Source organism: Pseudomonas sp. RIT-To-2, assembly GCF_029623465.1.
Classification (GTDB): Bacteria; Pseudomonadota; Gammaproteobacteria; order Pseudomonadales; family Pseudomonadaceae; genus Aquipseudomonas; species Aquipseudomonas silvicola.
In genome coordinates this window covers 1-20,452 of sequence record NZ_JAPYKM010000034.1, presented here as the reverse complement: position 1 = coordinate 20,452, position 20,452 = coordinate 1, and the positions used below count along the sequence as shown (strand labels likewise).

16 protein-coding genes and 1 pseudogene are annotated in these 20,452 nt (G+C 63.9%); 8 read left to right on the top strand and 9 right to left on the bottom strand.

The window, feature by feature from the left end; translation table 11 throughout:
* Positions 1-9: 9 nt before the first annotated feature.
* Both cysW and QBK88_RS24410 read left to right on the top strand, forming a co-directional pair.
* Entirely contained in the window at positions 10-882 is an 873-nt protein-coding gene (gene cysW / locus QBK88_RS24415) for a sulfate ABC transporter permease subunit CysW (RefSeq protein ID WP_158154137.1), read from the top strand.
* A gap of 3 nt (positions 883-885) precedes the next feature.
* Complete coding sequence (locus QBK88_RS24410) at positions 886-1,875, top strand: sulfate/molybdate ABC transporter ATP-binding protein (protein WP_176569585.1); 990 nt, start codon at positions 886-888, stop codon at positions 1,873-1,875.
* 34 nt (positions 1,876-1,909) lie between these two features.
* Here the strand turns inward: QBK88_RS24410 and QBK88_RS24405 are convergent, their stop codons facing one another.
* Together QBK88_RS24405 and QBK88_RS24400 are read right to left on the bottom strand one after the other, a co-directional pair.
* Positions 1,910-2,407 carry an Mpo1-like protein gene (locus tag QBK88_RS24405; RefSeq protein ID WP_277964031.1) on the bottom strand — a complete coding sequence of 166 codons (498 nt, stop codon included), beginning with the start codon at positions 2,405-2,407 and terminating at the stop codon, positions 1,910-1,912.
* 25 nt (positions 2,408-2,432) lie between these two features.
* Positions 2,433-3,437, bottom strand: coding sequence for an AraC family transcriptional regulator (locus tag QBK88_RS24400; RefSeq protein WP_277964030.1), 1,005 nt, complete (start codon positions 3,435-3,437; stop codon positions 2,433-2,435).
* A gap of 100 nt (positions 3,438-3,537) precedes the next feature.
* Between QBK88_RS24400 and QBK88_RS24395 the strand changes: the two genes are divergently transcribed.
* The gene (locus tag QBK88_RS24395) at positions 3,538-4,608 is read left to right on the top strand and encodes a fatty acid desaturase (protein ID WP_277964029.1); all 1,071 of its coding nucleotides are present in this window, start codon (positions 3,538-3,540) and stop codon (positions 4,606-4,608) included.
* Between the two features lie 75 nt (positions 4,609-4,683).
* On the opposite strand, the gene QBK88_RS24390 is transcribed toward QBK88_RS24395, so the two are convergent.
* The 3 genes from QBK88_RS24390 to QBK88_RS24380 are packed head-to-tail and all read right to left on the bottom strand — an operon-like array spanning position 4,684 to position 8,731.
* Positions 4,684-6,294, bottom strand: coding sequence for an arylsulfatase (locus QBK88_RS24390; RefSeq protein ID WP_277964028.1), 1,611 nt, complete (start codon positions 6,292-6,294; stop codon positions 4,684-4,686).
* Between the two features lie 17 nt (positions 6,295-6,311).
* A complete protein-coding gene (locus QBK88_RS24385; protein WP_445764992.1) occupies positions 6,312-7,127 on the bottom strand; it encodes an ABC transporter ATP-binding protein in 816 nt (271 codons plus the stop codon).
* A 5-nt stretch (positions 7,128-7,132) separates the two neighbouring features.
* A complete protein-coding gene (locus QBK88_RS24380; protein ID WP_277964026.1) occupies positions 7,133-8,731 on the bottom strand; it encodes an ABC transporter permease in 1,599 nt (532 codons plus the stop codon).
* Positions 8,732-9,026: 295 nt separating this feature from the next.
* Here QBK88_RS24380 and QBK88_RS24375 point away from each other — a divergent pair, with 295 nt between their 5' ends.
* On the top strand, positions 9,027-10,019 hold the full coding sequence (locus tag QBK88_RS24375) for an ABC transporter substrate-binding protein (protein WP_277964025.1): 993 nt from the start codon (positions 9,027-9,029) through the stop codon (positions 10,017-10,019).
* Between the two features lie 111 nt (positions 10,020-10,130).
* On the opposite strand, the gene QBK88_RS24370 is transcribed toward QBK88_RS24375, so the two are convergent.
* On the bottom strand, positions 10,131-11,051 hold the full coding sequence (locus QBK88_RS24370) for a LysR family transcriptional regulator (protein ID WP_268146475.1): 921 nt from the start codon (positions 11,049-11,051) through the stop codon (positions 10,131-10,133).
* Between the two features lie 149 nt (positions 11,052-11,200).
* Between QBK88_RS24370 and QBK88_RS24365 the strand changes: the two genes are divergently transcribed.
* A complete protein-coding gene (locus tag QBK88_RS24365; RefSeq protein WP_277964024.1) occupies positions 11,201-12,106 on the top strand; it encodes a TauD/TfdA dioxygenase family protein in 906 nt (301 codons plus the stop codon).
* A 19-nt stretch (positions 12,107-12,125) separates the two neighbouring features.
* Here the strand turns inward: QBK88_RS24365 and QBK88_RS24360 are convergent, their stop codons facing one another.
* From QBK88_RS24360 to QBK88_RS24350, 3 genes are all read right to left on the bottom strand, one after another.
* On the bottom strand, positions 12,126-13,730 hold the full coding sequence (locus QBK88_RS24360) for an alkaline phosphatase family protein (RefSeq protein WP_277964023.1): 1,605 nt from the start codon (positions 13,728-13,730) through the stop codon (positions 12,126-12,128).
* A 15-nt stretch (positions 13,731-13,745) separates the two neighbouring features.
* Positions 13,746-14,795, bottom strand: a complete 1,050-nt coding sequence (locus tag QBK88_RS24355) for an ABC transporter substrate-binding protein (RefSeq protein WP_277964022.1) — start codon at positions 14,793-14,795, stop codon at positions 13,746-13,748.
* 146 nt (positions 14,796-14,941) lie between these two features.
* Positions 14,942-15,892 (bottom strand): LysR family transcriptional regulator, encoded by a 951-nt coding sequence (locus QBK88_RS24350; RefSeq protein WP_277964021.1) that lies wholly within the window; start codon positions 15,890-15,892, stop codon positions 14,942-14,944.
* 177 nt (positions 15,893-16,069) lie between these two features.
* Between QBK88_RS24350 and QBK88_RS24345 the strand changes: the two genes are divergently transcribed.
* From QBK88_RS24345 to QBK88_RS24335, 3 genes and pseudogenes are all read left to right on the top strand, one after another.
* Positions 16,070-18,433, top strand: coding sequence for a TonB-dependent receptor (locus QBK88_RS24345; RefSeq protein WP_277964020.1), 2,364 nt, complete (start codon positions 16,070-16,072; stop codon positions 18,431-18,433).
* Positions 18,434-18,453: 20 nt separating this feature from the next.
* Positions 18,454-19,788 carry an aryl-sulfate sulfotransferase gene (locus QBK88_RS24340; protein ID WP_277964019.1) on the top strand — a complete coding sequence of 445 codons (1,335 nt, stop codon included), beginning with the start codon at positions 18,454-18,456 and terminating at the stop codon, positions 19,786-19,788.
* 227 nt (positions 19,789-20,015) lie between these two features.
* A pseudogene (locus QBK88_RS24335) lies at positions 20,016-20,452 on the top strand (energy transducer TonB); the annotation flags it as partial.

Here is a 20,452-nt window from a genome sequence, read left to right as displayed (position 1 = left end):
GCGCTGAACATGTCTGCATCCACAACGCTCACCGCTTCCAGCGCCAATGCCGCCCGCCGGGGCAGCGCCCTGTCGCGTCGGGTGCTGATTGGCCTCGGCTGGCTGATCTTCTTTCTGTTCCTGCTGTTGCCGCTGTTCATCGTCGTGTCCCAGGGCCTGAGCAATGGCCTGGGGGCGTTCTTCACTGCGATCCTGGAGCCCGACGCCCTGTCGGCGCTGAAACTCACGGTGATCGCCGTGGTGATTTCGGTGCCGCTCAACGTGGTGTTCGGCGTCAGCGCGGCCTGGTGCGTGAGCAAGTACTCCTTCCGTGGCAAAAGCGTGCTGGTGACCCTGATCGACCTGCCGTTCTCGGTGTCGCCGGTCATCGCCGGCCTGGTCTACGTGCTGATGTTCGGTGCCCAAGGCCTGTTCGGCCCATGGCTGGCCGACCATGACATCCAGATCGTCTTTGCCTTGCCGGGTATCGTGCTGGCGACCATCTTCGTCACCGTGCCGTTCGTGGCCCGGGAGCTGATTCCGCTGATGCAGGAACAAGGCACCCAGGAAGAGGAGGCTGCCCGCCTGCTGGGCGCCAACGGCTGGCAGATGTTCTGGCACGTCACCGTGCCCAACATCAAATGGGGCCTGATCTACGGCGTGGTGTTGTGTACAGCGCGTGCCATGGGCGAGTTCGGCGCCGTGTCGGTGGTGTCCGGGCACATTCGTGGTGTCACCAACACCCTGCCGCTGCACGTCGAGATCCTCTACAACGAGTACAACCACGTCGCGGCCTTCGCGGTAGCGAGCCTGTTGCTGGTCATGGCGCTCTTCATCCTGCTGCTCAAGCAGTGGAGCGAGAACCGTATTAACCGCCTGCGCCATAGCGCTGCGGAGGAATAATTCATGTCGATCGAAGTTCGTAATGTCAGCAAGCGCTTCAACGCCTTCCAGGCCCTGAACTCCATCAATCTGGACATCCAGAGTGGCGAGTTGGTAGCCCTGCTTGGCCCCTCCGGCTGCGGCAAGACCACCCTGTTGCGCATCATCGCCGGCCTGGAAACCCCGGACCAGGGCAGCATCGTGTTCCATGGTGAAGACGTCTCGGGCACTGACGTGCGTGATCGCAACGTCGGTTTCGTGTTCCAGCACTACGCCCTGTTCCGCCACATGACGGTGTTCGACAACGTGGCGTTCGGCCTGCGCATGAAGCCCAAGGCCGAGCGCCCGAATGAAAGCCGCATCGCCGAGAAGGTCCATGAGCTGCTGAACATGGTGCAACTGGACTGGCTGGCCGACCGCTACCCCGAGCAACTGTCCGGCGGCCAGCGCCAGCGGATCGCCCTGGCGCGTGCCTTGGCAGTGGAACCCAAGGTGCTGCTGCTGGACGAACCCTTTGGCGCCCTGGATGCCAAGGTGCGCAAGGAGCTGCGCCGTTGGCTGGCCCGCCTGCACGAGGACATCAACCTGACCTCGGTTTTCGTGACCCACGACCAGGAAGAAGCCATGGAGGTGGCCGACCGCATCGTGGTGATGAACAAGGGTGTGATCGAGCAGATCGGCTCACCGGGTGAGGTGTACGAAAACCCCGCCAGCGATTTCGTTTACCACTTCCTGGGCGACTCCAACCGCCTGCACCTGGGCGAAGACAACCACGTGCTGTTCCGCCCGCACGAGGTGTCGCTGTCGCGCTCGGAAGTGGAAGGCCACCACCCGGCTGAGGTTCGCGACATCCGCCCGTTGGGCGCCACCACGCGGGTCACCTTGAAAGTGGAAGGGCAGAACGACCTGATCGAAGCCGAGGTGGTCAAGGACCACGACAGCCTGTCGGGCCTGGCCAAGGGGGAAACCCTGTTCTTCAAACCCAAGGTCTGGCAAAAGGCCCCGAACCTTTGACCGCACCCCCTGTAGGATCGAGCTTCGCCCGGTCCTACAGGGGGTGCAAGCGAGCTTCGATGTCGCGGTTCAGCCCCCGGCGCATTCCCAGCAGGAACGCCAGCTCTGCCACCACGAACAACGGCCCCACGATCAGCCCCATCACATCATCCACGAATGCCGGTTTGCGCCCCTCCCAGTAGTGGCCGACAAACTGGATAGCCCAGCCCACCACGAACAACCCCACTCCCGCGCCAAGCCACATGGCTGTGGCTTGCGCCGCCAGCACCGCCCCAAGCCATAGGCACAGCGCCAGCAGCACGCTCATGACCGCGCCCAGCGCTCGGTCCAGCCGCAGGTAAAACCACGCCGACGCCAGCGCCACGAACAGCGCCGGGCTTATCCACAGCCCCAGAAAATCCGCCCCTGGTCGCGACAGCAGCACGGTGACCGCCACCACGATCAGCGGGATGCCGATGAAGTGGCTGGCGATGTTGCGTGGGTCACGGTGGTAGGCCGCGTATTGGCTCAGATGGTCGACGAGGTTTTTCATTGTTGTGTCCTCATTGGTGAAAGGGCTAGACCATGCGATCGCGGAACTGGCCCGGCGATAGCCCGGTCCAGCGCTTGAAGGCGCGGTTGAAACTGCTGGCGTCGGCGAAGCCCAGGCGGTAACCGATCTCGCTCAGGGCCAGCTCGGCTTCGCGCAGGTACGCCAGCGCCAGGTTCTGCCGGCTTTGGTCCAGCAGAGCGTCATAGCGGCAGCCTTCGTCGGCCAGATGGCGCTGCAGGCTGCGCAGGCTCAAGTGCATGGATTCGGCGATCTGGTCGGCCGAGGGCACGCCCTTGGGCAGGTGCAGTTCTATGGCGTTGCGTACCCGGCGCTCCCAGGTCAGCGGGTGCAGCAGCTCCAGGGTCCGGTTGAGCACCGCTTCGTTGTGTTCGGCCAGCTCGGGGTTGGCGTCGTCCAGGTGGCATTCAAAGTCGCAGCAGGCGAATTCCAGGCGGTTCTGCGCGGCGGCGAAATGGATGGGGGCGCGAAACACGGTGTGCCAGGGCGTCGGGTCCACGGGAGCGGGCCGCGTCAGCCATACGCCCAGGGGCGCATAATCGCGGCCCAGGCGGTTGCGGCAGGTGCGCACGTAGATGGCCGCGAAAGCGTCCATGGCTTCAGGCGCCGGTGGCGGGCTGTCGTCCGGCACTTCAAGGCAGAACACATACCGGCCATCCTCGCGGCTCAGGTGCGGCACCACGGCGTCGCTGACCACCTGGTGGTAGCGCACGATGCGTTCGAACACTTCACGCAGGTTTTCGCTCGCGACCAGCGCATAGCCCAGCGCGTGGAAAGTGGTGGGGCTGACGTAGCGCGACACTCGCAGGCCGATGGCCGGGTCGCCGCTGGCTTCAACCGCCAGGCGCCACAGCTGGGTGGTGGCTGACAATGGGTACCGGGCCTTGGGGTCGTCCATGGTATGCAGGTCGAGCCCGGCCTTCTCGCACAGCGCGGCGCTGTCGAGTCCCAGGGCGTCCAGTTGCTTGCGCAAGGCGCGGGTCCAGCTGGCAAGCGAGGTCGGTTCAGGCATGGTCAATGGCGCCTGAGGTCAACAGGTTGGCGTCCACGGCTAGCGTCCTTTTGCTATAGCTGCTGCACAGTGTGCCCATCAATAACAAGAGGATGGAAGCATGGACCGCACTTGTGCAAGCCCCGACAGACTGAATGCACAACAACGCAGTGCACATATTCGCCAGGTGGTGATGGCCCGGGGCGATGAATTGCGTCGCCAGTACCCGATACTCAAGCATCAGGATGCCATCGGCGCCAGCATCCTGGCCTTCGCGCTGGCCGCCATGGTGGGCAGCGCGGCGCTCTATCTCGGCGGTTACATAGCGTGGTGGGCGTGCCTGTTGCTCAACGCCTTCTTCGCCTCGCTGACCCATGAGCTGGAGCATGACCTGATTCACAGCATGTATTTTCGCAAGCAGCGGGTGGTGCATAACCTGATGCTGGCGCTGGTCTGGCTGGCGCGGCCCAGCACGATCAACCCTTGGATCCGCCGCCATCTGCACCTCAACCACCACAAAGTGTCGGGTACCGAGACCGACATGGAAGAGCGCGCCATTACCAATGGTGAACCCTGGGGCCTGGTCAGGCTGTTGATGGTGGGCGATAACGTGATGTCGTCACTGATCCGCATGGTGCGGGCCAAGACTTGGGCGCACAAGTGGAGCATCCTCAAGCGTACTCTGCGGGTCTACGCGCCGCTGGCGCTGATGAACTGGAGTGCGTGGTACGTGTTTCTGGGCTTTCATGCCGCCAACGGCGTCGCTTGGCTGGTGGGGGCGCCTATCGAATGGTCGGCCAGCACCCTGGCGGTCATGCATTGGGTGGACATCGCGGTGGTGGTGATTGTCGGGCCGAACGTGTTGCGCACCTTCTGTCTGCATTTTGTCAGCTCGAACATGCATTACTACGGTGATGTAGAGCTGGGCAATGTGATGCAACAGACCCAGGTGCTCAATGCCTGGTGGCTGTGGCCATTGCAGGCGTTCTGCTTCAACTTCGGCAGCACCCATGGCATTCACCATTTTGTGGTGAAGGAGCCCTTCTACATTCGCCAGATGACCGCGCCGGTTGCGCACCGGGTAATGGCTGAGATGGGCGTGCGGTTCAATGATTTCGGTACCTTTGGCCGGGCGAACCGCTTTACCCGGCAGCCCGCAGAGGCTCCCGTGGGCGCAAGCTCTGCTGCCTGATACACCGCGGTGCTCTTTTCCCGAGCTTGGCCCGGTCCCACAGGGGGCGGGCGAAGCTCGGGAAGGGCGTGACACTCAGTCAGGTTGGAACGGGGACTGGCTCAGCACCACTCCGGTCTCCTCGACATATTTCTGCCATTCCCCGATCAACGCCGCCAGTTTGTCCGGGTGGCTGGCAGCCAGGTCGTGGATCTCGCCACGGTCCTGGCTCAGGTCGTAGAGCTGCCAGGTAGCAGGCCCAACGGGCCCTGGAATCCAGACGGCCTTCCAATCCCCCTGGCGAATGGCCCGCTGGCCGAACAGCTCCCACCCGGTCACGGTCTTGTCGTCATGCACCGTGGCGGTTTCGCCGGACAAGTACCCCAGCCACGAACGCCCCCGCACTGGCGCCACCTCACGCCCCCGCCAGCGTTTGCCCGGATGGCGCACGCCCGCCAGGTCGAGAATGGTCGGGGTCACGTCCATCACCGTGCCGAAGCCATGGCCTATCTGCCCCTGGCGGGCCAGCGCCGGGTAATGGATGAGCGCCGGCACGCGGATGCCGCCTTCGGTGGTGAAGGCCTTGAACAGCCGCGACGGCGCGGTGGCGGCCTGGGCCCAGCCCGGGCCGTACCAGACATAGGAGTTGGCCCGGCCGATATTGTCCAGGCTGTTGTCGTAGTGGGTGTCCAGGTAGCTCATCAGCTCTGGACCGAAGGTCGGGAAGGCTTCCAGCAACGCGCCTTCAGCGCCGTTGTCGGACAGGAACAGGATGAAGGTGTTGTCCAGCTGGCCCTGCTGGCGCAGGTACTCCACTACCCGGCCAATGTTCCAGTCCATGCGCTCGACCATGGCGGCATAGACCTCCATCGCCCGGGCCGAGGCCTGGCGCTGGCTGTCATCGAGCTTGTCCCATTCCGCGTTCAATTCCAGCAGCGGGTGCGCTTCGGTGTGTTCGCCGATCAGGCCCAGCTCGCGCAGCCGGACCAGGCGTTCCTGGCGCAGGGCGTGAGGGCCGGCGTCGTAGCGGCCCTTGTACTTGGCCACCAGGTCGGTAGGTGCCTGCAGCGGCCAGTGCGGCGCCGAAAAGGGCAGGTAGGCGAAGAAGGGGCGGCTCTGGTCACGTTCCTTCAGGTACTGCAGCAGCTTGTCGCCGAAGGCGTCGGAGGAATAGAAGTCCGCGGGCAGTTCGTCCACGAAGGTATCGTCCTCGATGTATAGCGCTGGTGTGGCCTTGAGCAAGCCGGGGGTGGTGTCGTCGAAGGTGGGTTCATAGCCGTAGTGGTTGGCGGCGCCGGGCAGCAGCGAGAACGAACGCTCGAAGCCGCGGGCGTGGGGGGCCAGCTCGGCCGTCAGGCCCAGGTGCCACTTGCCGCTCATCAACGTCTGGTAGCCCGCTTCGCGCAGCAGCTCCGGCAGGGCTACCACGCGGTCGTTGAGGTAGCCCTCGTAGCCCGGTTTGCCGATCAGCTCGGGTGTCAGGGCTTCGGCCATGGTGCCGATGCCGGCGATGTGGTGGTCGGTACCGGTCAGCAGCATCGAGCGTGTCGGCGAACACGTGGGCGCGGTGTGAAAGTCGGTCAGGCGCAGCCCGGCCAGGGCCAGTTTGTCCAGGTGGGGTGTGGCGATTTCGCTGCCAAAGGCGCCGATGTCGGAAAAGCCGAGGTCGTCGGCCAGGATCACGAGGAAATTGGGACGTTGGGGCATCAGGCGGGTACCTCTGCTCAGCAGGCGATAAAGGCCGGGTGCAGATCGCGGATCTGCTCGGGCTGGGGCGCGACGTAGTGCCCGTCGCTGGTCAATTCATGCAGCAGTTCTTCGCGCAGTTGGTGGAAGTCGAAACTGCTGCGCTGGCGCGGATGTGGCAAGTCGATGTTCACCACGCGTTTGATGCGCCCTGGCCGGGGCTCCATGACCACCACGCGGTCGGCCAGGAAAATGGCTTCTTCGACATCGTGGGTGACCAGCACCGTGGTGATGTGCGCTCGCTCGCGAATGGCCAGCAGTTCGTCCTGCATCTGCTGCCGGGTAAGGGCGTCGAGGGCCCCGAAGGGTTCGTCCAGCAGCAGGATCCGCGGGCTGGCCACCAGGCCGCGCGCGATGGCTACCCGCTGGGCCATGCCGCCGGAGAGCTGGTGCGGGTAGGCGCGGGTGAAATCCTTCAGGCCCACCAGGTCGATGAAGTCATGCACCCGGCGCTGGCGCTGTTCGCTGCTCAGGGGTTCGTTGACCAGGCCCAGGCCGATGTTTTCTTCCACGGTCAGCCAGGGGAACAGGCGGTGCTCCTGGAAGACGATGCCGCGCTCGCTGCCAATGCCGGTCACGGCCTTGCCGTCGACCTGAATCTCGCCTCGGAAGTCAGTGTCCAGGCCGATCAACAGGCGCAGCAGGGTGGACTTGCCGCAACCGCTGGAGCCGACGATGGCGACGAACTCGCCCTCGGCGATCTGCAGGTTGAATTCACGAATGGCTTCCAGGCTGCCGCCGTCCACTTCGAACAGTTTGCCGACGTGGTTGAAGCTGACGATAGGGTGGGTCAGTGCGTTCATGCGTGTCTCCAGCGCGTGGCGCGCGCTTCGATGCGTTGTCCGAGGGCGTTGAGCAGGGCGCCGGTGAGGCCGACCAGGAGCATGCCGCTCATGATCAGGTCCATGCGCATCAACTGCTGCGCGCCGATCATCAGGCTGGCGATACCGCCGTTGGACGGCATGAAATACTCCGCGCCGATGGTACCCAGCCAGGCGTAGATCAGGCTCAGGCGCAAACCGGCGAAAATACCCGGGGCGGCGCCCGGCAAGACCAGGCGGCGCAAGCGTTGCCACAGGTTCAGGCGTAGCACCCGGGCTGCCTCGGCCAATTGCGGCGACAGGTTGGCGACGCTGCGGTGGGTGGCGATGAAAAGCGGGAAAAATGCCGCCAGCGCAACGAACACCCATTTGGCCGGTTCCCCCAGGCCAAACCACGCGGTGATCAATGGCACCCAGGCGAAGATGGCGATCTGGCGCAGCGCCGCCAGGCTAGGGCCCAGCACGCGGTCAGCCGGCTTCCACAGGCCCAGCAACAGGCCCAGGCCAAACCCCAGCCCGCCGCCCAGCAGCAGGCCGCCGACGGTGCGGCCCAGGCTCAGGCCCATGGCGGTCAGCAACGAGCCGTCCAGCAACCCGGCCCAGGTGGTGCGCAGCACGGCCAGGGGCGAAGCGAGGATATTGGCATCCACCCACTGCAGCTGGCTGGCGAGCTGCCACAGCACCAGCAGCGCCAGGGGCAACAGCCAGGGTGTCAGGCGGTCCAGGCCTCGGGCGCGACGGTTGCGGGGCAGGGCGGCGGTGGCTGCGTGGGGCCAGTGCACCAGTTTGCTGTCGGCCAGGGCGATGCCCTTGTCCATGGCCACGCCGATGACGCCGATGACCACTACGCACACGAAGACGATATCGAGCATGAACAACTGTCGCGCCCACACCATCAGGTAACCGATGCCTTCGCTGGACGCCAGCAGTTCCACCGCCAGCAGCGAAGACCAGCCCGCCCCCAGGGCCAGGCGTACGCCGGCCATGAACGACGGCAAGGCCGCTGGCAGTACCAGCCGGCGGACCAGCAGGTGTGGCGGCAGCCGCAGCACGGCGGCGGCCTCGCGCAGCTTGGGTTGGGCGTCTCTTACACCTACCAGGGTGTGCAGGGTCACGGGCACCACGATGGCCTTGATCAGCACCACCAGCTTAAGCAGTTCGCCGATGCCGAAGAACACCATGAACAGCGGAATCCAGGCCAGGGTGGGGATCTGCGCCAGGGCCGTGAACGTGGGTAGCACCAGGCGTTCGGCACGCCGGCTGAAGCCCAGCCAGGCGCCCAGTACCGCACCGCTGCCGATACCGGCGAGCAGGCCCCAGAACAGCCGCTGCAGGCTGATCCACAGGTTGCTCGGCAAGTCACCGGTGGCCAGTTCCAGGGTGCTCTGCCAGACCAGCGACGGCGCTGGCAGGATCTGTTCGCTCATCCAGTGGTTGCGGCTGGCCAGCCACCACAGCGCGAAGAGCGCAGCGGGCAGGTAGAAGGCTTGCAGCCTTTGCCAGGGCGACGGCCCGGCACGCCGCTTGGCAGCCGCAGGCTTGGCCAGGGGCAGGCTGAGGAGGGAATCACGGGCCATGTCAGACCTCCGTTGTCGGCTACTGCTTAAGGCTATTTGTATATTCTTATTGGATCTATCAAAAATAGAAGTGATTCAATAAAGAGATAAGAGGTGCCATTTAAGGCCTCTGCGCGCTCGGCATCCAATGCATTTGAAGAATATTTTCGATGCGCGCCATGCATGATCTGAGCGCAAGGCCTGTTTTGCCTGCTTATTCTTTTTAGTAACTAAAATGTGAATTTATAGTATTTAATTAAATACTGAGGTATGTGCCTGACTGTGCGCCATCCGTGATCAGCCAAGAGCGCCCGCCATGAAAAAAAACCTAACTCGCCTAGCCCGTCTTGTTGCGTTGCCAGCGCTGCTGGCCTGCCTGCCACTGGCTGCCCATGCCGACGCGGTCAAGGAAATTCGCATCGCCGTGCCTGACCTCAGCGCAGGTACTGAACACAGCGGTGGCGGGGTGGTTGATGTGCTGCGCCAGCAACAGGCGTTCGAAAAAGCCTTCGCCGCCGATGGCATCCATATCCAGTGGCAATTCTTCAAAGGGGCCGGCCCGGTCATCAACGAGGCTTTCGCCAACGGCCAGGTAGACTTCGCCTACCTGGGTGACCTGGCCGCCATCATCGGCAAGTCCAATGGCCTGGATACCCGCCTGCTCAGTGCGACTGCCCGGGGTATCAAGCAATACCTGGCCGTGCAACCGGGCTCGGGCATCAAGACCCTGCAAGACCTCAAGGGCAAGCGCGTGGGGCTGTTCCGTGGCACTGCCAGCCAGCTCTCGTTCGATGCCGCGCTGGCCAGCCAAGGCTTGAGCGAGAAGGATTTCAAGATCGTCAACCTGGACTACAGCGCCGCCCAGTCGGCCCTGGCGGCCAAGCAGATCGATGCCACCTGGGGCTTGCTCAATGCAATCGTGCTGCAACAGCGCGGGTTGGCGGATATCCCGCTCAATACCCGCGACCTGGGCGGCGCGGGCAGCATCCAGAGTGTGCTGGTGGGCAATGGCGCGTTTGTCGACGCCCACCCCGACATCGTCGCGCGGCTGATCAAGGCCCAGGACAGTGCGGTGCAATGGTTGACCCAGGACGGCAACAAGGACGCTTACGTACAGTTGGTTTCCAAGCAGGCCAGCTATCCGTCGGCGCTGGTGGCCCAGGACCTGCAGGCCGACAAGCTCAGCGAAGTGTTCCCGGCGACGCTGGATCCGCAGTTCCTTGGCAAGTTGCAATCCTCCGTGGACCTGGCAGCCCAGGAGCGCCTGATTCGCAAACCGTTCAAGGTGGCTGACTGGGTGGCCCGCTAACTGAGGCCTGCCGCACGCGGGGTGCCTGGTGCTGCGCGGCGTTCGTGACGCGGCCAGGTTACACGGGTTTCAACGGGCCCGTCGGACGTGGCATGCCGGGGGGGCGTAGCGTCAGCCCGCCTTGGCGGCGGGCTGGGCATCGATCTCGACGATGGTGTCGATCATCGCCCGCGCCGCCGGTGACAGCCGGTACCCCATGCGGCTGACGATGCCGCAGCGGGCACTGAGGCTTTCGAGGTTCTGCGGCAGGTTGCGCCAGTGCAGCCTGCCCAGTTGCAGGTTCCTGGCGTTCTCTTCGAAGCTCTCTTCGGTCGTCAGCCCGATGGCATCGGAGTCCAGCACGATCTTCACCAGCGCTGGCACGTGCTCAGTCTGGATATGCGGGCTGAAATCGGTCTTGCCGCTGAGGTTGGCGAGTAGCTTGCGCACGCCGGGCGGGATCAGTGCCGCGGCCAATGGATAATCGAACAGGTCGTTGGTCGACAGGCTTTCCTTGCCCAGCAAGGGGTGCCCCGGCCGGCAGAAGAATACCCCGCGCTTGGGGGTCAGCTCCTGGGTCTGGAAATTGGGGTCGGCCTCGAAGTGGCGGATGTCGGCGATGAAGAACTCGATCTCCTCGCGGCTCAGTGCACGGCTGAGTTTCTCCCAGTTGTTCACCTCGAAGTAAGTACGCACCTTGGGGTGTGCGCGCACGAAGCTCGACACTGCCTCGGGCACCAACCGCACCGCCGGCGCCGGGCCGCAGCCAAAGCGCAACTCACCGGCATCGAGCTTGGTCATCTGCGTGACTTCGCTGGCCAGCAGCGCCGCCCCCTGCACCAGGCTCAGCGCATGTTGCAGCACCACCATGCCTTCGGGCGTAGGCCGCAGGTCCTTGTTGGCGCGGTCTACCAGCACGCAGCCGAACTCCTGCTCCAGGCCTTGAATGCTGCGGCTGAAGGCTGGCTGGGTGATGCCCATGGCGTCGGCGGCACGGACAAAACTGCGGTGTTCGTTGAGCGCGATGAAGTACCGCAGTTGGCGCAGGTCCATATGCATTCCCGGCATCTGAAAAATAGGTCGAAGGTATTGGTACAGCGGGTGGGTGAAGGTTTTAAATGGAAGCTCTTATTCCGTCAACGAAGCATTGGTGATTTATTTAGAACCAATACTTATATCTATAGAAAGATGAGGAGCCGACCATGAGCAATGCCACTCTCGCTGCAAACACCGCCGCCGTAGCCCTGGACATTCATCCGGTGGCTGGCCGCATTGGTGCCGAAATTCGCGGCATCACCCTGGGGGCTGAGTTGGATGCCCCTACCGTGGCGGCCATCCAGGCCGCGCTGGTGCAGTACAAGGTGATCTTTTTCCGCGGCCAGACTCACCTGGATGACCAGAGCCAGGAAGCCTTCGCCCACTTGCTCGGCGAGCCGATCGCCCATCCCACCGTGCCGGTACGTGACGGCACCCGTTACCTGATGCAGCTCAGCGGCGCCGATGGCCAGCGGGCCAACTCGTGGCACACCGATGTGACCTTCGTGGACGCTTATCCGAAGGCTTCCATCCTGCGCTCTGTCATCGCCCCTGCTTCAGGTGGCGACACGGTATGGGCCAACACCGCTGCCGCCTACAACGAGCTGCCAGCCCCCCTGCAGGAGTTGGCGGACAAGCTCTGGGCGGTGCACAGCAACGAATACGACTACGCCGCGGCCAAGCCGGACGTGTCAGCCGAAAAACTGGAAAACTACCGCAAGGTCTTTACCTCGACCGTGTTCGAGACGGAGCACCCGGTGGTGCGCGTACACCCCGTCAGCGGCGAAAAAACCCTGCTGCTCGGCCATTTCGTCAAGCGTATCAAGGGCTACTCGGCCAGCGATTCGGCGCACCTGTTCGCGGTGCTGCAAAGCCACGTGGTACGCCTGGAAAACACCGTGCGCTGGCGCTGGGCCGCGGGTGATGTGGCCATCTGGGACAACCGCGCTACCCAGCACTATGCGGTGGACGACTATGGCACCCAGGAGCGCATCGTGCGCCGGGTGACCTTGCAGGGCGAAGTGCCGGTGGGTGTCGCTGGGCAACGCAGCGTGACCACCCGCGGCCTGTAGAGCGCCTGTACGGCGTCTGTCACCAGACGCCGATCGGCACCAGTTTTTCGGTTTCCGGCTCGCCATAGCGGAAGCGCCGGCCGCGGATGTCGATCTCCTGGTTGCTGATGGTGGTGCGGCGTTTCAGGCCGCGCAGCCAGTCGAACAGGTAGCCCTGGTGTTGCTCGCGGACCGCGGCGAACGCCGGGTCGGTGCCCAGGTCGCGCAGCTCCTGAGGGTCTTCCTGCAGGTCGAATAGCTGCGGCCGGTAACCGTCGTAAGCCAGGTACTTGTAGCGTTCGCTGCGCACCATGTACATGCGGCAGCGGTCGATCGCCTGGCCCAGGCGCTCGCGGGCGGGTGCCTGGAACGCATAGTCATACTCGGCCACGGCGAAATCGCGCCAGGCTGGTTGCTTGCCATGCAACAGCGGGATCAGCGAACGCCCTTCCAGGCGGTGGTCGGCGGCTGGCAAGCCCAGCGCGTCGAGGAAGGTGGGCAGGGCATCGATGGTCTCGGCCAGGTGTTCGTCCACCGTGCCACGGGTCACGTCGGCCTGCGGGCGGGGGTCACGCACTATCAATGGCACCCCTACCGCCGGTTCCAGCAAGAACTCCTTTTCGCCCAGGAAGTGGTCGCCCAGGTAGTCACCATGGTCACTGGTGAACACGATCAGGGTGTCGTCCCAGCGGCCGTTGCTTTGCATGAAGTCGAACAGGCGCCCCAATTGATCATCTACCTGCTTGATCAGGCCCATGTAGGTAGGGATCACGTTCAGGCGCACTTCTTCGCGGGAGAAATTCAGGCTCTCCTCGTGCTGGCGGAAGGCGTTGTACACCGGGTGATCGTTTTCGGCTCCCGGGGCGGGGCGCACGGCTGGCAGCACCTGATCTTTTCCGTACAGCGCGTGGTAGGGCGCCGGCGCTATATAGGGCCAGTGCGGTTTGATGTACGAGAGGTGCAGGCACCAGGGTTGTTCGCCCTGCTCGTCGATGAAGTCGATGGCACGGTCGGTGGTATAGACCGTTTCCGAGTGCTGCTCGGGAATGCGTGCCGGCAGGTGCGAATTGCGCATTTTCCAGCCACTGAGAATTTCACCGTTGGCGCCTTCGGCGGCGTTGGCCCAGTCGTGCCACGGGTTGCGGCCTTCGAAGCCCAGGCCACGCAGGTGGTGGGTGTAGGGCGAGCCTTCGCGTTTGCTGTCGAAGATCGGGTCGTCGGGGAACAGGCCATCGTGGCGGAAATAAGCCTCGAAGCCCACTTCATTCAACTGCTCGGCTTCGTTGCTGTCCGGTGCCATGGCCAGGCGCTGCTGGGCATCGGTATTGGGCGTGGCGTGGGTTTTTCCCACAAGTGCGGTGCGGATGCCAGCCGGGCGCAGGTAGTCGCCGATGGTCAGTTCGTCCAGCGGCAGGGGAACGGCGTTCCAGGCCACCTGGTGGCTGCTGACGTAACGGCCGGTATACGCTGACATGCGCGACGGCCCACAGATGGTGCCCTGTGTGTAGGCGCGGCTGAAACGTACGCCGGCAGCTGCCAGGCGGTCGATGTTGGGGGTATGCAGGTGCGGGTGGCCGTAGCACGACAGGTAGTCGCGGCGCAGCTGGTCGCACATGATGTACAGCACGTTCTTGATGGCGGTCATGGGAATACCTGGGGGTCAGAGGGCTTTGCCATTGGCGTCGAAGGCGGGCCACAGGGTGCCGAGCTTGAGCTGTTCGATAGCGGCGTCGACGAAGCGGGGCTCTACCCAGTCGGCGGCATTGAAGGGGCGGCGCACCAGGCCCAGGGCCTTGGCCTGGTCGACACTGTCCTGCAGGCTGGCGCGCAGGAATGGGTCGATGCGAGGCGATTCGCGGAAGGCCAGGTTATCGCCCTTGGCCTCCTGTTCGAACAGCGCGGCGGGGATGGCGCTTTGCTCAGCCATCTGCTGGTTGTAGGCCGGCTGGTTCTGGGTGTCGGTCAACCACGCGGCGTTCTTCACCAGCACGGTGACCAGGCGCTGGGTCAGGTCGGGGTGCTGGTCGATGAAGGCCTGGGTGGCGACCAGCCCGGCCTGGGTGGTCGCCAGCGGTGGCAGTTGCTTGGTGCTCATCGGGAACTGGATGCCTTTCGGGCCCAGGGCGAGGATGCCCATGCCTGACCAGGTGGCGTCGATCTGCCCGCTGGCCAGGGCGGCGCGCGCTGCGCTCCAATCCAGGCTGATGATCTGCAGGTCATGTTCCTTCAGGCCCTGGCTTTGCAGTGCACGGCCAAACGACAGCTGGTCAGCGGTGCCTCGGTAGACCGCCACGCGCTTGCCCTTGAGGTCGGCCAGGCTGTGGACGTTCGAATTCGCGCTCGTGGCCAAGTACATGTTGTTGCCCCGTGCGCCCAGCAGCAGGCGGGTAGGCAGGCCGCTGGAGCGGCCGATGATCGCGGCCAGGTCGCCGAGCCAGGCGAAGTCCAGTTGCTGGTTGGCCAGCGCTTCGTTGACGGCGGGGCCGGCGCCTTTGAAGAAGTGCCACTCAACCTTCACGCCGTCGGCGGCGAATTCCTTTTCCAGCTGCTGCTGGATATGCGCGATACCTACCGGCCCGGCAATGAACGGCGTGGTGCCGGCGCCCTGGTCGGGCGAGCCAATGCGAATGGTCACCGGCTCCGCTGCGTGGGCCTGGCCGAGCAGGGCGGCCAGCACTAGGCCAAGCAAGGGTCTGAAGCGTTTTCTCATGGGCCTTCCTGTTTGCGCAAGTCACTGGAAATGCAGACTATTTCGCGTTCAGGCAGGGGTATTCGGCAAGCGCATTCCTTGAATACTTTGTATGCGCCGAATGCATACATACTCGTAGCCGCTGCCGAGGTTGCAACTGCGGTGGGTTACACCGCCAGGTTGTGAATGTCGTAGCCCGCCGCGGGCTCATCCTCTTCATCCACCCGCTTGATCTCTTCGATCATGGCCTCGGCCAGCGGCGACAGCCGATACCCCGCGCGGCTGACGATGCCGTAGCGGGTGTAGAGCTCTTCGCGCTGTTCATCAAGCCCTTCGACGCGCAGGCGCACCAGTTCTCCCCGGGCGCCATGGCCTCCGTCGCGGTAGGTGCCGCTGATGCCAATGGCGTCCGAGCGAAGCACCACGTTCAGCAAGGCAAAACTGCTTTCGCACTCCACGTTGGGGCTGAAGTCCGGCCGGCCGCTGAGGTCGGCCAGCACCTTGCGCAGGTTCGGGGGGCGCACGGTAGCGGCCATCGGGTAGCTGAGCAACTGCTCGGCGCTGACCGATTCCTGCTGCGCCAGCGGGTGCCCGGCCCGGCAACAGAAATGCCAGCGGCGCGGGCGCAGCCGGTGCGTGCGGTACTCGGGGTCGGCTTCGAACTGGCGGGTATCGGCAACGAAGAACTCGAACTCTTCGCTCAGCAGGCGCTTGCTCAGGCTGTGCCAGTCATCGATATGAAACTGCACACGCGCTTTCGGATAACGACCGATGAAGCTGCCCACGGCGGCGGGTACCAGCCCCGAGGCGGGGGCGGGGCCGCAGCCAAAGCGCAGTTCGCCGGCTTCCAGGCCGTTGAATTGGCTTATTTCGTTGCTCAGTTGTCGCGCACCGCTGACCAGCCGGCGCGCATGCTCGAGCACCACCTGGCCTTGTTTGGTAGGCGGCAGGTCCTTGCGCCCGCGGTCCACCAACTGGCAGCCAACGCTGTGTTCCAGTGCCTGGATGCTGCGGCTGAAGGCCGACTGCGAAAGGTTCACCGCCACGGCGGCGGCGACGAAGCTGCGGTGTTCGGCAAGGGCGATCAGGTGGCGAAGTTGGCGCAGGTCTATATGCATTTTTCACATTGAAAGTATCGGGCAAATGCATTTGCTATGCATCCGGTGCACTCCTTATAAAGGCAATCACTTATGCAGTAAATCTCTAGAAAAACATATGCAAATAACTGAAGGGAATATGCGCAGTGGCGAGCCCAGCGAAGGCCGTCCGCCAGTTCCCTCACCCAGGAGCCGTTCATGAGTCGTCAGTCACCTTCTGCTGTCCCTACTTCCGCGAGGCGCCTCAAGCGCCTGCCGCTGGCCTTGCTGTTGGCCGGCAGCGCCAGCTTTTCCCTGGCCCATGCGGCTGACGACGTGACCCCGACCAGTGCGACGGCCCCCGCCGCTCAGGATGACGGTGCCCATCTCAAGACCGTGACCGTGACCGCGCGACGCCGCGAAGAAAGTGCGCAGGACGTGCCCACCCCCATCAGCACCCTCGACGGCAGCACCCTGGAAAGCCAGCACGTGTACCGCATCCAGGACCTTCAGCAACTGGTGCCCAGCGTTAACGTAGCGTTCATGCACGCGCGCCAGTCCAGCGTGTCGATCCGCGGGCTGGGCAACAACCCGGCCAGCGATGGCCTGGAAGGCAGCGTCGGCCTGTACATCGACAACGTGTACCTGGGCCGCCCCGGCATGGCCGTGTTCGACCTGATGGACATCGACCAGCTGGCGGTATTGCGCGGCCCGCAAGGCACGCTGTTCGGGAAGAACACCACGGCGGGGGTGATCAATATCACCACTCGCGCGCCCAGCTTCACCCCTGAGCGCACCATCGAAAGCTCGGTGGGCCAGCACGGTTATGTGCAGACCAAGGGCACTATCTCTGGCCCCATCACCGATGAGCTGGCCGGGCGGCTGTCGGTGTACCGCAGCGACAGCGGCGGCACCATCACCAACGAGGAAAACGGTCACAAGCTGGGCGGTGGCGAGCGCGACGGCCTGCGTGGGCAATTGCTGTTCAAGCCCAACGAAGACTTCAGCCTGCGCGCCATCGTCGACTACAACGAGGAAGACTCCAGCTCTGGTACCCGCACGCTGTTCAGCACCGGGCCGACGGTCAATGGCGTCAACCTCTACGAGACCCGGGCCGCAGCGGCCGGGGCTACCCTGGTCAACCCCGGTTCGCGCAAGGTCAACCTGGACAACAGTCAGCACGTGACCGTGCACCAGGGTGGCGGCTCGGTGGAAGCCAACTGGAAGTTGCCGAGTGATTTCACCCTGACGTCCATCAGTTCCTACCGCTTCTGGAACTTCACCCCGCGTAACGACGACGGCTTGAACGTGCCGGCGTCCTACAACGCAGGCGTGTCGGTGGAGGACAAGCAGTGGTCTCAGGAATTTCGCCTGGCATCGCCCACCGGCGGCCCGTTCGACTATGTGCTGGGTGCCTACTATTTCGGTTCCAAGACCGACAACAAGTCGTTCTCGTATTACGGCCCGCAGGCTGATATCTGGAACGGTACAGCCACCGGCGCGCTGGCCAATGTGACGAGTATTGGCCGCGGCCACATCGACACCGACAGCTTCGCGCTGTTCGCTCAGGGCACTTGGCACCTCACGCCCAAGCTGGACCTGACCGCCGGCATTCGTGGCACCTATGAAGAGAAGAGCGCCACGGTAGAGCGCGATGCTCCCGTGGGCGGTGCCGCCGTGACCGGCGCCGCGGCCACGCAGCGCAATGCCCGTGCTGGCGCTTACAACTCCGGAGACTTGAGCCTTTACAGCGCCAGCCCCTCGGGCATGGTCAACCTCAGCTATCACTTCACCGACGACGTGATGGGCTACGCCACCCTGTCCCACGGCGAGAAATCCGGCGGCGTCAACCTGGCGGTCGGCAGCGCCCCCACGGCGGGTGCCGACTCCCTGCTGATCGGTTCCGAACGCGCCAATGATGCCGAACTGGGGGTCAAGAGCACTCTGTGGGATCGCCGTCTGCTGCTCAACGCCAACCTGTTCTGGACCACGGTCAACGGTTACCAGGCCAACGCCTACGACTCGAGTAACCGCGTGTCCTACCTGACCAACGCCGGCACCGTGCGCTCCCGCGGCCTGGAACTCGACGGCACGGTTATCCCGGTCAAGGGCCTGACTCTTAACTTCAACGGTACCTACAACGACGTTCGGTACATGTCGTACAAGGATGCCCCGTGCGCGCCTGAAGTCAGTGAACAGGCCGGTGCGCCGGCCTCCTGCAGCCTGTCCGGCCATCAGGTGGTCGGTGCCTCCAAATATGTGTTCAACACCAACGGTGAATACAAGTGGAACTGGGATAACGGCCTGGAAGAGTACGTCACCGGCAGCTACTCGTATCGCTCCCACGCTGTGGGCACCCTGGAAGATTCCGCCTCCGCGCAAATCCCGGGTTATAGCCTGGTCAACCTCAGCACCGGCTTTCGCGGCAACCTCGGCCAGGGCCAATGGGACGTTTCGCTGTGGCTGAAGAACGCCTTCGACAAGACCTATTACACCACCCTGTGGAACGAGAGCAACGGCGGCTACAGCGGCGTGCTCGGCGACCCGCGCACCCTGGGCGTGACCGCCCGCTATGACTTCTGACAACAACAAGGAGCGTAACCATGAAAGCGTTCAAGGCAACCCTGCTCGCCAGCGCCGTGCTGGCCTGCGCCGCTCACGCCGCGCCCAGCGTGTACCCCACCGGCGTGACCCGGTACGACCCGGCCAAGGCCTACAACCAGTACGTGATCTTCGCCGGTGCCGACAAGCAGACGCACCTCATCGACATGGACGGCAATGAGGTCAAGAACTGGCCGTACAACGGTTTTCCCTCGGCCATCATCGACCCGAAACTGGTGGGTGGCGAGCGCGGCCATGTACTGCTGCAACTTTCCGAGAAGGCGCCCGGGCCGCTGGGCGCGGCGGGCAACGGCCTGGCCAACCAGAGCGTCGGTGAGCTGGACTGGAGCGGCAAGGTGGTATGGCAGTGGGGCGACAAGGCCCCCGGTGGCGCCGCCCAGCAGCACCACGACCAGCGTCGCCTGAGCAACGGCAACACCCTGGTGCTGGCCAACAAGGTGCACAAGGTGGCCGGCTTCAAGGTGCCGGAACTGATTGATGACGTGGTCTACGAGGTCGACCCCCAGGGCCAGGTGAAATGGCAATGGCTGGCCAGTGACCACCTGACCGAGTTCGGCTTCACCCCGGCGCAGTTGAAGCTGGTGCACGCCACCGACAACCCCGACTACCTGCACATCAATAACCTGAGTGTGGTGGGGCCGAACAAATGGTTCGATGCCGGCGACAAGCGCTTTGCGCCGGACAACCTGCTGCTGGATTCTCGCAACTCCAACTTCATCGCCATCATCGACAAGACCAGCGGCAAAGTGGTGTGGCACCTGGGGCCGAACCTGCCGACCATCAACCCCAAGACGGCCCAGCAGGTGCCACGCCCACTGGACCAGTTCGTTGGCCAGCATGATGTGCACATCATCCCGGCCGGCTTGCCGGGCGCGGGCAACCTGTTGGTGTTCGACAACCAGGGCACTGCTGGCTACCCCTCGGCGCCGCTGGGGCTGACCCCAGGTTCGCGAGTGCTGGAGGTCGACCCGATCAAGCAGCAAGTGGTGTGGCAATACACCGCCGCCAGCTCCAAACAGCCTTCCTGGGCCTTCTATAGCTCATTCATCAGCAGCGCTCGGCGTTTACCCAACGGCAACACGCTGATCGACGAAGGCATGAACGGCCGCTTCTTCCAGGTCACTGACAAGGGCGAGATCGTCTGGGAGTACGTGAGCCCCTATCAGGGCAAGGCGCCAGGCAGCGATGCGGTCAGCAATTGGGTGTACCGCGCCTTGCCAGTGAGCTACGACTGGGTGCCTGAAGGTACGCCTCACGGCGAAACCGCCGTGGTAGCGCCCGATTCAGCGCTGAAAAACGCCAGCGCCAGCCGCTGAAACCCATGCCTTTTCTGAATATTTCAAATGCAGTCAAGGCATGGGCCGCCAGCCGCTCTGCTACAGGCCTTGCAGGGCGCGGCCTGGCGGCCGTGAGGGGTTTTACATATTCCATTCGGGCCTATGTATAACTTTAAAGATTACTTTAAGAGCTAAGCCTCGCGCGTCGATCATTCGTTCCGCGAGGCGTTCCTCGCCTTTTCGCTGAAAACCGCAGGAGTACAACAATGGGCAATGTCCAGACCGCAGCCAGTGCACCCCAGGCGTTTGTGCGCCAGGCGCCCGGTGGCGAGTTGGTCGACCTGGGCCGCGCGCACCGTGCGCCGCTGGTTCAGTCGCGTCTGCACACGACCCCCAAGGGTGTACTGAGCCGGCGTGAAGGGATTCTGCTGGGCGTGTTTGCGCTGGTGCTGCATGGCGCGGTGATTTACTGGCTGAGCCAGAAACCGCTGGCTGCATTGCCGGTCAAGCCGCCCGAGGTCCCGCCAATGACCATCGAGTTTTCCCAACCATCACCGCCGGTAGTTGCGCCACCGCCACCTCCGCCACCGCCCGTGGCGCAGCCCGTGGTAGAGCCACCGCCGCCGGTGGAGGACGAGCTGGCAACCAAGCCGCCGCCCAAGCCCAAACCCAAGCCCAAGCAGGTGGCCAAGCCGGTGCCCAA